Raw genomic sequence first — 13,860 nt, forward strand, 5'->3', positions numbered from 1 at the left:
ACACAGGATTTTCTCAATGGGCTGCTGCGACGCACCTGGCTTGATGCCAATTGAAGACGCGATGGACAAAATGCTATCGCGAATTAAACCTATCCAAACAACGCTTTCTCTTCCACTTGCTGAAGCACTCGGTTTTGTACTGGCAGAAGACATCTTGTCACCTATTCACGTACCGCCATTCGATAACTCAGCAATGGATGGCTACGCTATTCGCATTCAAGATCTTGAGTCGTCTTCCGTATTGCCTCTGGCAGGTAAATCATTTGCAGGACAACCTTTTGAAGGTGAATGGCCTCAAGGTACCTGTGTTCGCATCATGACTGGCGCAAAAATCCCACAGGGTTGTGATGCCGTTATCATGCAAGAAAACACAGAAATAACGGATGCTGGCATTCAGTTCAACCAAACTGACGTGAAGCCGCAAAACAACATCCGCCCAACAGGTGACGACATCAAGCAAGGCGACATCGTATTGGCAAAAGGTGCGCGTTTAACACCTCGCGATATTCCGATGATTGCGTCTCTTGGTGTTAGCCATATAACAGTAGTACGTAAGCCAAAAGTTGCTTTCTTCTCTACTGGTGATGAACTTAAACCACTGGGCGAACCGCTAGACGAAGGTCAAATCTACGACAGCAACCGCTACGGTATTAAACCGCTTATCGAGAACTTCGGTTGTGAAGCCGTTGATCTTGGCATCATTCCAGATTGCCCAGAGACTCTAAAAGCAACCTTTGAACAAGCGCAAACGTTGGCTGATGTCGTTGTTACCTCTGGTGGTGTTAGCGTCGGCGAAGCGGATTACACCAAAGACATTCTTGAAGAACTTGGGGAAATTGGTTTCTGGAAGCTAGCAATCAAGCCGGGTAAACCTTTCGCATTTGGTAAGCTAAGTACAGCTTGGTTCTGTGGCCTGCCGGGCAACCCGGTTTCTGCCGTACTCACCATGTATGTGCTTGTTCAACCAATGCTGGCAAAACTTGCAGGCCATACAGAATGGAAAGCACCCGAGTCTATTCCGGCAACAACCAAAACCGCCTTTAAGAAAGCGCCTGGTCGCACCGATTACCAACGCGGTATCTACACGCTGGAAGATGGCAAGTTTGTGGTTGAAACAACGGGCAACCAAAGCTCTGGCGCATTCCGCTCAATGAGCCTAGCCAACTGTTTTGTTGTGTTGGAACGTGAACGCGGCCGAGTTGAAGTGGGCGAAACGGTTCAGATTCAACTATTCAACTCAACCCTTTACTAGGAAGACGTTGTGGATATTCTTTCCGATCAGGAAATGCTGCGTTACAACCGCCAAATCATTCTTCGTCAGTTTGATTTTGATGGACAAGAAGCACTCAAACAATCATCAGTATTGATGCTTGGTGCTGGGGGTTTAGGTTGCGCATCAAGCCAATATTTGGCGACTGCTGGTGTCGGTAAAATCACACTGATTGATGATGATATCGTCGAGCTGTCTAACCTTCAGCGCCAAGTGCTGCACCACGATGCGGATATTGGTCGTAAGAAGGTAGACTCGGCGGCCGATGCACTACGTGAGCTTAACCCGCACATTATCGTAGATACCATTGCAAAACGCCTTGATGATACAGCGTTAGAGAGCCTGATTAAGCAGCACACTATTGTTGTCGATGCATCAGATAACGTCGAGACGCGTAATCAACTTAATCGCCTATGTTTTGCTACCAAAACACCGCTAATTTCAGGCGCGGCCATTCGTATGGAAGGCCAAGTGAGTGTGTTTACTTACGATGATCCAGCACAACCATGTTACCAGTGCTTAAGTGCCCTCTTCGGCAGCGGTGCGTTAAGTTGTGTCGAAGCCGGAGTCATGGCGCCTGTTGTGGGTATTGTTGGCGCCGTTCAAGCGATGGAAACAATTAAAGTCATTGCTGATTACGGCCAACCAAAAAAAGGCAAAATTCTGATTTTGGATGCGCTCAGCATGTCTTGGCGAGAAATGAATCTGATGAAAATGCCGAGCTGCCCTGTATGTAGCTAAACCATTCAATACAACATTGATTAGCCCGCTCATTGCGGGTTAATTTTTATCGCCCTAAAACGAAAAAGCCGCCCGAGGAAGGGCGGAAAAGTCAGCGTAGGCACTGAACAAAAGGAGCGTTAAGGATTAAATTTGACTACGTTAAGCTCACCTCATTCATTGGGCTGCTTTCATATTCATTTCGTAGGTCTATCCCAGTCCGATATTCAACAATGTCTTCTATTGTCAAAACTGGCATCTCATGACGTTTTGCAAAAGCAATGGTTTCAGGAAGCTTTGCCATAGTGCCGTCTGAGTTGGTCAGTTCGCATAGCACACCGGATGGAACAAGGTTAGCAAGATACATTAAGTCAATCGTCCCTTCAGTATGGCCTCGACGAGTCAATACACCATTGGTTTTGGCAACCAAAGGAAACACGTGCCCTGGCCTTGCAAGATCATCTGGTTGAGCGTCAAAGTAGATCGCTGTTTTTACCGTTGTCACACGGTCTTTTGCTGATACACCGGTTGTCACACCTTGTTTCGCCTCAATAGACACCGTAAAAGCTGTTTGGTTTTTACTTCGGTTATCTTCGACCATAGGAGGCAATTCCAGCCAGTTCGCTCGTTCTTGAGTTAAGCATAGACACACAATACCACTGCACTCTCTTATCATTAACGCCATTTGTTGATCAGTAAGGTGCTGCGCTGAAAAAATGAGGTCACCTTCGTTTTCTCGGTTCTCATCATCCATTAATAAAACACCGTTTCCATTTTTCAATGCCTCAATCGCCCTTTCTACTCTTTGCTGCGGATTACCAAACTCTTCTAAAAGTGATGTAGAACTCATGATTTCTTCTCCTTGAAACTTGTTATAAGTAAGCGAATGCGTCAGCGTAAAGTTGGTCGAGTTCCGCGCCTCTTTCCTTACAAAACCAATTTCGAGCGACTTCCACCATTTTCCCGGGACCACATAAGTAGATATCGAACTCAGATAGATTGCGAAAATCATTCATCACGCAATCGAGCACTTGTCCATGCTTTGCATATTGAGGTGAATTTGAAACTTCAGTAATAGGGACATAGCTAACATTTTTGTTTTCTAGCGCAATATCAACGAGCTCATCATGCACGTAGAGATTGTCCATGTCCTTTGCTCCCCAATAGACATAGATCGGTTGGGTAAACCCGCGCTGCAGACTGTTTCTTAAAATGCTCAGCGTGTATGACATGCCCGTCCCACCAGCCACAAGTAACAGTGGTTTTACACTTTGGCTTCGCAGCCAAGCTTCGCCTCTTGCTTCACTCACTTCTAACTTTTTACCGCTGAACCAAGCATTAGTCAGCTCTTCCATTACGAGAATATTCTTATTGCGCAGTTCTGAGCCTCCAATATGAAGTTCCAGAAACCCACCTTCAGACGGGCAAGAGGCGATAGAAAACGGCAGGCTGCCGAAGCTTAAGCTGACGTTAATGTATTGGCCTGCTTTAAAATCAAAAGGTTGGTCCGGTTTTAAAACCACACGGAAGATACAGCTAGTCAGTGGTTCTATCTTTTCTATCGTACATAACATGGCATTTATTCCTTCACGTCCTTCACTGTAATGGCTTGAGACAGGCTAAGTGCACATCCCTTTAGCCCTCTCGTATTAACTCGTCTGACGATCTCAACCGTTGTGCCAGGCCTGTCACCCTGCTCTTCTCTTACAATTCCGATATCATCAGTGACCAAAAAACAAGGGTAGCTCACCGCTGATGCATCCATATAACTCATTAGGCCCGGCTCTCCATTAGGCACGGGTTTGAGCGTAATAGGGTTCAACGCTCTAGCGAACACCCAAGGAGGCACTCTCTTTTTATGTTCGTTGTCTTCAAAAAAGCAGGTATTTAGCTCCACTTGGTTGAAGGTATCTCGGATCTGCTGCGTGCTATCTAAGCCAAAAGTGTCTAGCAGAAGCTGATTAAAGGCCTCTCGGTCGAGTGATTGGTCTTGGTGCTTCTTCCAGCCCCCACCGGTAATAATATAGAGCTCACTGCCACCATTGAAATCCTGCCCTTGTTCACGCATGAAGTGGCAAAGCAAGTAGATAAAATAAGGAGGACCAATAAGACAGATTGTCTTACCCTTTTCTTTAATCCGCGCCATATTTGCTAACGTGGCTTCGAAATCGATTTCATCTTCGTTCACCGTAAAAGCCGTCGGATAGAGCAGCTCCACCAAACTCATCACGTATTTAAACCAAATATTATTGGCGTTAAAACGGTCAGGGCCTAAGTTGACCAGTTCCATTTGATGATCGAACCAGTCACCGACATAGTTCATACCGAAATTGACCGAACCCAGCAGGCGCTCTATGCTCAGTCGGTCTCTAGCAACCACACTTTTTATTCCACTGGTACCACTGCTTGTGAATCGATTTTCAACGTCAGTGTCATCAATCGTAAGCAACGTTCTTAGTTTAAAAATTGAAGTTGGGAAAACGGGAATATCATTAAGGTCAGAGATATCGCTTGTCACGCCTAATGATTGGCAAAATTGGCGATATTCCTCGTTATTCTGGTAATGATGTCGGTACGCCTCTGTGACGAGGCGAGAAGTCAATTGCTTTTGTTGCTGTAAAGACCACTGCTGCGGTGTACCCATAAAAATCAAGTCATCGATTTCTGTGCTTGCCGCGATATTTTCCTGCTTGACCGCTAAAAGTACGTCCATATAAATGCCTATATAAATAAGCGCGATTGCGCATAGAGATGGAGAAAGGGGCGTCAATGTAGCCCCTTTATGCGTTGGTATGATCTTAAGCGTGGTATTTCACAATATTGGCATTCACAACATCGATGACCGCTCTTTGCTGCGTCTTATCTGCGATTGACTCAAATGACATCAATACATCAGAAGCACCACAGCATTCGATTGCGATACGTGCTGCTTGTGTACTTTCTTCATAAGTACCAATTGCATTTTCAGACAATAATTCGAACATTTTTGTGGAGAAGTCACTATTTGGGTAAGATTCGCGAACATACTCTGCTAAGTACTCATGCGTTTCTGCTCTTGCTTTGTCACCATCAGGATTCTGGTTGACTAAAAGAGTCAGCTTATGACGTACGCTCGCAATATCCACACCGTGTTCGTTTGCAATATCGTTGTAGAGCATCGCGTATTCTTGGCGTAGTGCATTGGAGTCATCCCACTTAAACACAAGGGCGAGACCTCGCTTCGCTGCCCATTCGACCACTTCTTTACTTGTGGCATTCACAAACTGAGCGGGACCGCCTTCGGTATAAGCATGTGGATTTACAGAAATTTTTGGGAAACTGAAAAAATCGTTGTCTGGATGGCAATAACCCGTTGAAAAAGCATCATTGATGATTTCATAACATGCTTCAAACACCTTAAATTGCGCATCGGTCGGACGATTGAAGAAACGCATATCAGTACTTTTTTCGCAATCACTAAATCCAAAAACAAAGCGCCCTTCACTCATTTGATCAAGCAAGCAAGCCTCTTCGGCAACGCGGACAGGATGATGAGTGGTGATGACATGATTCAAAGAAGCGACTTTGAGATGTTGAGTCATACCAAGTAAAAAACCCGCAACCGTCAACGGTGCCCCAACGGCTCCATAGTTCGAAAAATGATTTTCATACACAGCAACAGTATCAAAGCTAAGTTGGTCAGCGTAATGAGCGGTATCTAACATCTCTTCAATGACTTGGTCTGAAGAGCGTTTTGAGTTCAAAAAATTGAGGAAGAATAATCCAAATTTCATGTCCCTTTCCTTATCGAAAATAATTATTACTGTTTCTCTTTGAGGTATGGCATCACATCAGATTGAAAGAGCTTCATAGATGCGATGATTTCTTCTTCTGAACCGTTAGCTTCAAAGCCGCAGCAAATGTTGTTGATGCCCGTAGCATCAATATCCTGCTGGATAATTGCGATGCATTCTTCAGGCGTGCCTACTGGATTGATTTCGTAGCTGTAATCAATACGACGATTCGTGTCTTTATGACCTTTCAAAACAAAATCGCGCCATTGGCCTTTGTTAAAGTCGTACCCTTTGGTCTGATTGGAGTCGTCAAAAATGGTGGTGGCATTCACGTAAGAGTCATACCAATGGCCAAGGAAGTTTCGGCAAATGTCTTTGGCTTTCTCTGAGTCATGATCAACCGAAGTAATGTAAGACAGGCAGTGGTCAATTTGGGTAACGTCGTAGCCATGCTCCGCCGCGATTTCATTGTAAAGATCGAGCTGGGCTTTCTTTTCATGCGTGTTGATGATCCAACTTAAAATCATCGGTAGACCGCGTTGTGCTGCCCATTCCGTTGTCGATGCTGACTCTGCTACCACATAAACTGGAGCTCCGCCTTTAGTATGTGCTGCTGGATTCAGTTGGACTCTGGGAAACTTGATATGCTCGTTATCTGCCGCCATGTAGCCTTCGTTAAAACCTTCCTTCATCAAGTCATACCAACAATCCATCAACGCACGGCTGTTATCCATGTCAGTACCAAATACACGAAAGTCTTTATCGTACAACCCGCGACAAATACCAAAGCGGAATCGCCCTTTCGACATTTGATCAAGCAAGTTCACGTCTTCAGCTTGTCGAACAGGATGTGCCGTTGGTAATACAATCGCAGCGGTACCAACATTAAGGTTTTGAGTCGCACCAAGTAAGTGCGCGGCAGCCACATATGGGTTACCTAATAACCCGAACTCGGTAAAATGATGCTCTAGTAGCCAAACGGTATCGAAACCACAACCTTCAGAGGCTTTGCCAAGATTAACCAATCGCTTCATCACTTCTGTCTGATCTAACTCAGGTGGTTGGTAAGTGAGAAGGAAATTTCCAAATTTCATAACGTTTCCTTATTTATTGGTGTAACGGGTAAGCGTTAAGCCATTTCTGGCGAGCGACTTTCGATTTCTGCTTTTAGACGGCGCTCATTGACCGTCGCGATGGTGAGCTGCTCGAAGTCAGGCTCGACAAAATCAACATCGATTTCTAAACGACCGCCATCCATCGCGATCGCGGCTTTCGTCACGGATTGATAAAAGTTGCGGAGGACGACTAAGTTCTCACCTAAGTCGTGGGAGCTCCCAAGCAGGGAGTACAGTTTGCAATTGCCACTACTGATCTTTCCGAGCATACCGTACACTTCCTCTTGCTCTACCCAATCATCGTTGTTGGCAGTAAAAGCAATTAACGGAACGGACGTATTGGCCACCTTGGCAAGCGTAGATTCCAATGTATCCCAGTGATGTTCAAAACAATCTCGAACAAACACTTCAGAGCCAAGCTTGTGCCCTTCGAAATCAAGATCGTTTGGCAGCTCATCGATAGGTAAGCTGAGATAATCAAACCCAAGTGCTTTTTCCAGTGTGTCACGCAGATTAACGACACCAACAGCAGTAATGAGGAAAGACAGTTCAAGATCAGCAATGACCTCATACGCCACACGAGCTGACAAACTTGCCGCAATGAGGCCGATGTTCGACATGCCCTTTTGTTGCAGCCAGTGATAGACCGTGCATAAACTGTTTTTTCCGGTGGTCATCGTAAACTCATCGATGGTACCTGAACTCAAACCGACATGGTGAAGTGAGTCATAACGGAAAACATGGAACCCATTTTCAGACAAGTATTCTGCGAGACCTGCGAAATGATCCATTCTTCTGGCAAACCCAGAAGCAATAAGAATGGTATTATTTTTTTGGGGCACACTTTCATTCGGTAGTGTTTCCCAGACATGAATTTCCTGACCATTATTCACGCTCAGCACGTGAGAAATAGTCTTGCATTGGTTTTTCATTATAAATTTCCTTATTTAAGGGACGAAAACCAAGAACTTATCTTCTTCAAGAAATCGGGTTTGCTCTATTTCTACAGATACATCCTTGGTGGTGAAACTATATGGCCTTTCATGAGACACAAATCGAACTAAACGTTGTAGTGGTCGCATCGCATCATGTGCGCCGCCTGCTCTAAATATATTGTTCATTCCGGATTCAACTATTCGCTCAACACCTTTTTGAGCAAATATATCTCGGTATTTAATTGATGCATCCCAAGGGTAAAACGAAATTGTTTGAGTTTTATGCTTAGCGATATAATCAACAACATCTTCAACCTTGTTTATTTTGTGAATATAAACACAACGACTTAAAGGATGGTTATATTCAACACCAGCTTCTGATTCTATAATCATCCACTTATTATCTGGTTCCGATATAACATTGAGACCTGAGAATTGACACTCTAGCCGAGTAAAGGAAAATAAAGCCTCTTCATCAAAACTTTGCTTGGACTTAGGGAGTATATTTTCATAAAGACATAGTTTTTCTACTAACTTATCTTTAAAAGCTTCGTAGTTATTCCCACAAAAATATATATTTTGAGTAGAGAAGCAAGCATTTTGGTCATAAAAGCAAATATCATGAGCGACGCCGGAAGCGGCCTCATCTAAGTTGGTCGGTTCATCTAAAATGGTAAAACTTTTTTTAGGACCAAACTTCAAAACATCAATGTGTGAAGGCGAATGCTTAACGGCCCAATCAATTGCATCCTGCCCGCCCCAAGCAACAACTGCATCCATATGACTAATTAGCTCTTCCGCAATTGTCGTATCTGCCTTATGGGGCCAATAGACGACGGAGAGTGACTTGGAAATCGGGTGTTCTGGGTTCACATCAATGAAGCTCATTGCTAGCGCATGGGCAGTAAACGGATCAGAAGCCGACATTCGAACGATACATTGATTCTTGGTCAAGATGCCGCGCAATATCGATGTCACACCAGAGAGAGGGACATTACCCGCAAGCAAATGCATGACTCGTCCTTTCGGAAAGGCTTTTACATAGCACTCTCCTTGAGGCAACCATTCATCCTGAATATGAGCAGACCCAAGTTCTGTATTAATAATGTCGTACAAGGCACTTTTAGAGCAGAGAATCATCGCGATCCAATTTGCCTCTAACTTCGCCATTTGTGGCGAGTAACCTAAATAAGTAATTAGAGTCCTAATATATGCCCTTCTTCTTGAATATTCTTCATTCTTCCAACGTTGACCCACTGTATAAAGAAAATTGATAATATTATTTACATTTAGATCACTCAAAAAGTCATAATGAAGTATTTGTGACAAAATTTCATGGTTCAGAAAATCTATCTTTACTTTTTTTCTTCAAAAGTGATCTCATAACCTTTTCCTTCAGTAGAAACTATTTGACCATTTATAATCAATGGTAAGTGTTTTTCCATATCAAAAGCTCTCCTTCTAATTTGGAAAAACATTAGTTCTTAGAATTTGAGATTGAAAGAACTTTCATATCAAAATACAAATAATATTACATCAATCAAACTAATTAGGTTTTATATAAACTGATGGCATTATAGTTTATATTGATTATAGTTATTCATAACATTTAAATAGGTTATAAATTTCAGTTGTTTCTATTGTTAGACTCATCAAATATTTGATAATGATAACCATTAACTCATGCATAAACACAACATACTTTAATTAGAATCTTTTCTTGTAAAGCAATCTAGGCCAAGTTAGCTCAGGCGCTTAAACATAAGTACATATGGAAAATATGCAAAACAATGCATAATCTATAAAATTAGATACACAAAATCACACCATACACACCGCAAAGACCATGCATAAAAAAGGGGTTTAGGTAGAAAGTTTGTTCAAAATTACCCCGCCACGCATTAAAACCTAAACTTAAGCATCGCTACATTTAACGATTGCCCCAGAGTGGTTTTAAATTTTCAGAAATCGACATCAATTAAATTTTCATTTTGACTTTCAGATTAGAAATTGCAAAAAGCGGAAAACTTAATTCTTATATATCAATAGCTTAAAAGTTGGCACATTCCTTTCATTGCATATATCACGAACCAATGAGAGGGCGAATTATGAAAAGGACATCACTACTACTTGGGTCTCTAATAGCGAGCGCTCATGCACAAGCGGCGCCATTTGACACATGCCCAAGCAAAGCATACCTATTCCAATCAACCCCGGTTCAAATCTATGGCGTCAATTTGGTTACAGGTTCTACGACTCTTTTAGAGGACGACACAGGTTTGGCTTCGGGCATTAACGGTGTAGGCTTTAACTTCACTGACCGTTATATCTACGGCTACGACACCACAAATAAAAAGATTGTTCGTCTTGGTCAAGACTTCCAAGCAGAGACGCTTGATGTTTCTGGTCTTCCTACCGACCACACGTTTTACGTAGGTGACGTTTACAACCACGTCTACTACTTGTACCGCAAAGGCAAAGGACTTTTCTCCATTGACCTTTCTCCACTCGATTCTGATCCAAATGCGACATTGAGCATCGTGAAAATTAGTTCAACAGCAACGGTGAACCTAACCGACTTTGCATTCCATCCAGGCGACGGTTCCCTTTACGGCATCGACAATAATTCTGGAGTGCTGTACCAGTTCAACCCATCGAATGGTAATACGACTGCGATAGGTGATACAGGCGAGTTAGGCACATTTGGTGCTGGCTACTTTGATGTAAACGGCAACTACTACGTGTCACGTAACCAAGATGGCAAAATCTATCGTGTTGACCTTTCGGAAGACAACGCAGCCAATATCGCAGCGGGCATTGTTCCTGCGGTCGAGTTTGTTTCTAACGGCCCAAGTTCAAGCCAAAATGACGGTGCTCGATGTGCCAATGCGCCTGTGATTGACGAAGACGATCCGATCGACTTTGGTGACGCACCGGACACTTACAGTACAACGCTTGCTTCAAATGGTCCACGTCACGAAGTCGATGACGTTACTTGGCTCGGGTCTGTTGGTCCAGACGGGGATTCTGATGGGCAAGCAGACGACAACGCAGTTGGTGCTGCCGATGAAGATGGCGTTGGTTTTGTTGCAGCACTCGATCCTGGTTTGAGCTCCGTTGTCGAAGTAACCGCATCAACAACAGGCTATCTATCCGCTTGGTTTGACTGGAACCGCGATGGTGACTTTGATGATGATGGCGAGCAAGTCTTCACCAATGAGCTTCTCGCTGCGGGTAGCAACTCCCTTCCATTTGTTGTTTCTACCGCTGCGACCGCCGGTTCAAGCTGGAGTCGTTTCCGTTTTAGTCAACAAACTGACCTTAATTATGATGGTGGTTCAACATCAGGCGAGGTGGAAGATCACCCAATCACAATAACGGCTAATGGTTACGCTGTGGAGCACTTCCCAGCAGTAGACGATTACGCATCCGTTGCTTATGAAGACAACTGGCCATATACAGCGGACTATGACATGAATGATGTCGTTGTTGACCTACAAATCACAGAAACCACGTTGGCTGGTCATGTCGAAAACATCAAAATCTCGGGCAAATTGGTCGCTTACGGTGCCACCTATAAAAATGGCTTTGCTATTCGATTACCTGGTGTATCACGAAGCAGTATCGAAACCTCATTGACAACACTGACATTTGATGGTGTTGAGCAAGCGTCAAACGGACTGGAAAGCATCTCTGATGAAGCAATATTTATCATTGGTGAAGACATGAGTGTTCACGCCGCCAGCAGCGGTGGATGTACTTTCTTTAGAACCGAATCTGACTGTGATACCAATACTGCACTGTTGGATTTTACCCTCAACATCTACTTTACAGAAGGTTCTGATCGCTCTGCGATAACCGATATGCCATACGACCCGTTCATCTTTGCAACACCAAATACTTACCATGGCGACGGCATTACTTTCCAACCAGGTCGTAAATGGGAAGTGCACTTACCTGGACAAGCACCAACTGAGCAATTCGATACATCCTTATATGGCCGAGGTGTCGATGCAAGTTTGAATGGCTCAAACAACTACTTCAAAACAGCCACTTACCTTCCTTGGGCTCTACTTATTGTAGAAGATTGGGAGTGGCCTTTAGAACGAATTGACATGGTTGAAGCCTACCCTGCATTCCAAACTTGGGCTGAGTCTGGAGGTACAGAGAGCGAAACCTGGCACCAATCACCAACAGCCGACAAGTGCTACAACCGTCCATAGGGAGATAATATTATGAAATACTTAACCACAATCATTATGGGATTAGCACTAACGGCATGTGGCGGTGGCGGCGGTGGTGGAGGCGGCAGTAGCAGCGACGATGATAGTTCAACACCACCACCAGCACCACCTCCAACAACAGTGACGGTTCCGGAAGAAGAGACCACCATGCAGGATTTAGTGGTACCAGAAGGCTTCAACTACAACCCAGTGAAAGAAGGCACGCTTAGTGTCGATATCAGTGGTTTCTCTTCTCAACGTGCGCATTTAAGCTTGTATAAGGACTTCCAAGAAGACGGCGCAGGTAACTACAAAGCCAGTTACCCCAGCAAAGTGGCTTCTATACCCTTGAGCAATGGCCAAGCAGATTTTGATTTCAATATCTCTGACAGCCAAGGTGATTTACTGGTCGAGATTTGGTTTTACGATGGCACTGACCCAATTCGACGAGTTATTTCCACCAGTGATACGAGCTTAACGTTGTAGTCTCTGACCAAACCGAAAGGTAATAACGGTACGAACAACAAGCTTTACCGCATAATTGTCCATACTTTAACTTAAAAATCGCATCGTTCTTTTGAACATGCGATTTTTTTATTGTAAAACAGAAGGATTACTGAAGATGCGGGAAAACACGTTGGACAACCCCAAAACCTACATTTTTGTCTTTTCAGGTACCATACTGCTGTTAGTTTTTGTGCTTTGGTTAACATCATCAGAGAAAAACCAAACCGTCACTACAACGGTGATAAGTAATACATTAACTCAATCGCTTGACGGACAACGCCGATACTTAACCATCGATTTACCTGAACAAGGTCAAGCACCTATCTCGGTCCCTGTAACGGTAAATTGCCCAGTAGGTTCAACGGTGACATTCAACCAAACCACAGGTTCTATCTTCGAGCAGCCGCTCACATTTTTGAAATGCGAATAAGCCTATTCTGCTCATTTATACAACGGCTTCATGCCATGGTAAGGAAGCACAAAACATGCAAGCACTGATTACTGTCAATGAATTACAACCACTCTTAGGTAAACCAAACCTTAAGCTCTTAGATGCGAGCATTGCTTTTCAAATTCCATCCGAAACAAAGAAAGTCCAGAACCAATGGATCTCTGGTACGCAGCGTTTTGATTATGACAATAACTTTTGTTTATCGAATTCCCACCTTCCCCACATGATGCCAACGGAAGCTGACTTCAATCACCGCGCACAACAGTTGGGGCTGAATAACGATGATCTCATCGTGATCTATGACAACTCAGGCACGCTTGCAGCACCAAGAGCATGGTGGATGTTAAAAGCAATGGGGCATAACAATGTTCGTGTTTTGAATGGCGGTTTACCCGCTTGGATTGACGCGGGTTTTCCCGTCGTAGACACACTTGTACAACCCAAAGAGCTAGGTGATTTTTCTGGCAAATTGGATGAAAAGGCATTTTTGGATGCCCAAGCAGTTCTTGGCCACTCAAATCACCAAAGTGCAAATATTATTGATGCTCGTTCCAAGGCTCGTTTTTTAGGTGAAGTGCCAGAACCTCGAGAAGGTCTACGCAGTGGGCACATTCCGCATGCGGTTTGCTTGCCGTTTCAAGAACTATTAACGGACGGTCACATTAAGCCAAATTCAGAGTTGCAACAGATATTTAGCGAACTAACAATAAATAATGATAAATCAATCATTTTCAGTTGTGGTTCTGGTGTCACTGCGTGCATTTTGTTACTAGCAGCGTATCAACTAGGCATGCAAAAACTATCGGTTTATGACGGGTCATGGACAGAATGGGGCGCAGACCAATCCCTACCTATCGAGTGCTAAT

General features: G+C 43.9%; 12 protein-coding genes and 1 pseudogene. 6 read left to right on the forward strand and 7 right to left on the reverse strand.

The window, feature by feature from the left end:
* Positions 1–16: 16 nt before the first annotated feature.
* Positions 17–1,252: a molybdopterin molybdotransferase MoeA gene (moeA, locus tag BCT11_RS19200; protein ID WP_038875352.1), complete on the forward strand. Its 1,236-nt coding sequence runs from the start codon at positions 17–19 to the stop codon at positions 1,250–1,252.
* 9 nt (positions 1,253–1,261) lie between these two features.
* Positions 1,262–2,011, forward strand: coding sequence for a molybdopterin-synthase adenylyltransferase MoeB (gene moeB / locus BCT11_RS19205; RefSeq protein ID WP_102389004.1), 750 nt, complete (start codon positions 1,262–1,264; stop codon positions 2,009–2,011).
* A 136-nt stretch (positions 2,012–2,147) separates the two neighbouring features.
* Here moeB and ribB read toward each other — a convergent pair whose 3' ends face one another.
* The 7 genes and pseudogenes from ribB to BCT11_RS19240 all read right to left on the reverse strand — a co-directional run bounded on the left by ribB (position 2,148) and on the right by BCT11_RS19240 (position 9,258).
* Positions 2,148–2,840: a 3,4-dihydroxy-2-butanone-4-phosphate synthase gene (gene ribB / locus BCT11_RS19210; protein WP_102389005.1), complete on the reverse strand. Its 693-nt coding sequence runs from the start codon at positions 2,838–2,840 to the stop codon at positions 2,148–2,150.
* 22 nt (positions 2,841–2,862) lie between these two features.
* Positions 2,863–3,564 carry an NAD(P)H-flavin reductase gene (fre, locus tag BCT11_RS19215; protein ID WP_038873089.1) on the reverse strand — a complete coding sequence of 234 codons (702 nt, stop codon included), beginning with the start codon at positions 3,562–3,564 and terminating at the stop codon, positions 2,863–2,865.
* A gap of 5 nt (positions 3,565–3,569) precedes the next feature.
* Positions 3,570–4,703 (reverse strand): long-chain fatty acid--CoA ligase, encoded by a 1,134-nt coding sequence (locus BCT11_RS19220; protein WP_102389006.1) that lies wholly within the window; start codon positions 4,701–4,703, stop codon positions 3,570–3,572.
* A gap of 85 nt (positions 4,704–4,788) precedes the next feature.
* Positions 4,789–5,763 (reverse strand): alkanal monooxygenase, encoded by a 975-nt coding sequence (locus BCT11_RS19225; RefSeq protein ID WP_102389007.1) that lies wholly within the window; start codon positions 5,761–5,763, stop codon positions 4,789–4,791.
* A gap of 26 nt (positions 5,764–5,789) precedes the next feature.
* Positions 5,790–6,857, reverse strand: coding sequence for an alkanal monooxygenase (locus tag BCT11_RS19230; protein ID WP_038873080.1), 1,068 nt, complete (start codon positions 6,855–6,857; stop codon positions 5,790–5,792).
* A gap of 35 nt (positions 6,858–6,892) precedes the next feature.
* Positions 6,893–7,810, reverse strand: coding sequence for an acyl transferase (locus tag BCT11_RS19235; RefSeq protein ID WP_038873077.1), 918 nt, complete (start codon positions 7,808–7,810; stop codon positions 6,893–6,895).
* A 15-nt stretch (positions 7,811–7,825) separates the two neighbouring features.
* Positions 7,826–9,258: pseudogene (locus BCT11_RS19240) on the reverse strand (aldehyde dehydrogenase family protein).
* 663 nt (positions 9,259–9,921) lie between these two features.
* Here BCT11_RS19240 and BCT11_RS19245 point away from each other — a divergent pair.
* From BCT11_RS19245 to BCT11_RS19260, 4 genes are all read left to right on the forward strand, one after another.
* The gene (locus BCT11_RS19245; protein ID WP_102389008.1) at positions 9,922–12,036 is read left to right on the forward strand and encodes an LruC domain-containing protein; all 2,115 of its coding nucleotides are present in this window, start codon (positions 9,922–9,924) and stop codon (positions 12,034–12,036) included.
* Between the two features lie 12 nt (positions 12,037–12,048).
* Positions 12,049–12,522 carry a hypothetical protein gene (locus tag BCT11_RS19250; protein WP_045407789.1) on the forward strand — a complete coding sequence of 158 codons (474 nt, stop codon included), beginning with the start codon at positions 12,049–12,051 and terminating at the stop codon, positions 12,520–12,522.
* A gap of 151 nt (positions 12,523–12,673) precedes the next feature.
* The gene (locus tag BCT11_RS19255) at positions 12,674–12,973 is read left to right on the forward strand and encodes a hypothetical protein (RefSeq protein ID WP_102389024.1); all 300 of its coding nucleotides are present in this window, start codon (positions 12,674–12,676) and stop codon (positions 12,971–12,973) included.
* 55 nt (positions 12,974–13,028) lie between these two features.
* Positions 13,029–13,859 (forward strand): sulfurtransferase, encoded by an 831-nt coding sequence (locus BCT11_RS19260; protein ID WP_102389009.1) that lies wholly within the window; start codon positions 13,029–13,031, stop codon positions 13,857–13,859.
* Position 13,860 lies beyond the last annotated feature (1 nt).

This window comes from Vibrio sp. 10N.222.52.B12 (assembly GCF_002875385.1).
Taxonomy (GTDB): domain Bacteria; phylum Pseudomonadota; class Gammaproteobacteria; order Enterobacterales; family Vibrionaceae; genus Vibrio; species Vibrio jasicida.

Bases quoted from the DNA above. Each gene is read 5' to 3' on its own strand.
- moeA (WP_038875352.1), top strand. From the start codon at position 17: ATGGGCTGCTGCGACGCACCTGGCTTGATGCCAATTGAAGACGCGATG.
- ribB (WP_102389005.1), bottom strand. From the start codon at position 2,840: ATGAGTTCTACATCACTTTTAGAAGAGTTTGGTAATCCGCAGCAAAGA.
- fre (WP_038873089.1), bottom strand. From the start codon at position 3,564: ATGTTATGTACGATAGAAAAGATAGAACCACTGACTAGCTGTATCTTC.
- BCT11_RS19220 (WP_102389006.1), bottom strand. From the start codon at position 4,703: ATGGACGTACTTTTAGCGGTCAAGCAGGAAAATATCGCGGCAAGCACA.
- BCT11_RS19225 (WP_102389007.1), bottom strand. From the start codon at position 5,763: ATGAAATTTGGATTATTCTTCCTCAATTTTTTGAACTCAAAACGCTCT.
- BCT11_RS19230 (WP_038873080.1), bottom strand. From the start codon at position 6,857: ATGAAATTTGGAAATTTCCTTCTCACTTACCAACCACCTGAGTTAGAT.
- BCT11_RS19235 (WP_038873077.1), bottom strand. From the start codon at position 7,810: ATGAAAAACCAATGCAAGACTATTTCTCACGTGCTGAGCGTGAATAAT.
- BCT11_RS19245 (WP_102389008.1), top strand. From the start codon at position 9,922: ATGAAAAGGACATCACTACTACTTGGGTCTCTAATAGCGAGCGCTCAT.
- BCT11_RS19250 (WP_045407789.1), top strand. From the start codon at position 12,049: ATGAAATACTTAACCACAATCATTATGGGATTAGCACTAACGGCATGT.
- BCT11_RS19260 (WP_102389009.1), top strand. From the start codon at position 13,029: ATGCAAGCACTGATTACTGTCAATGAATTACAACCACTCTTAGGTAAA.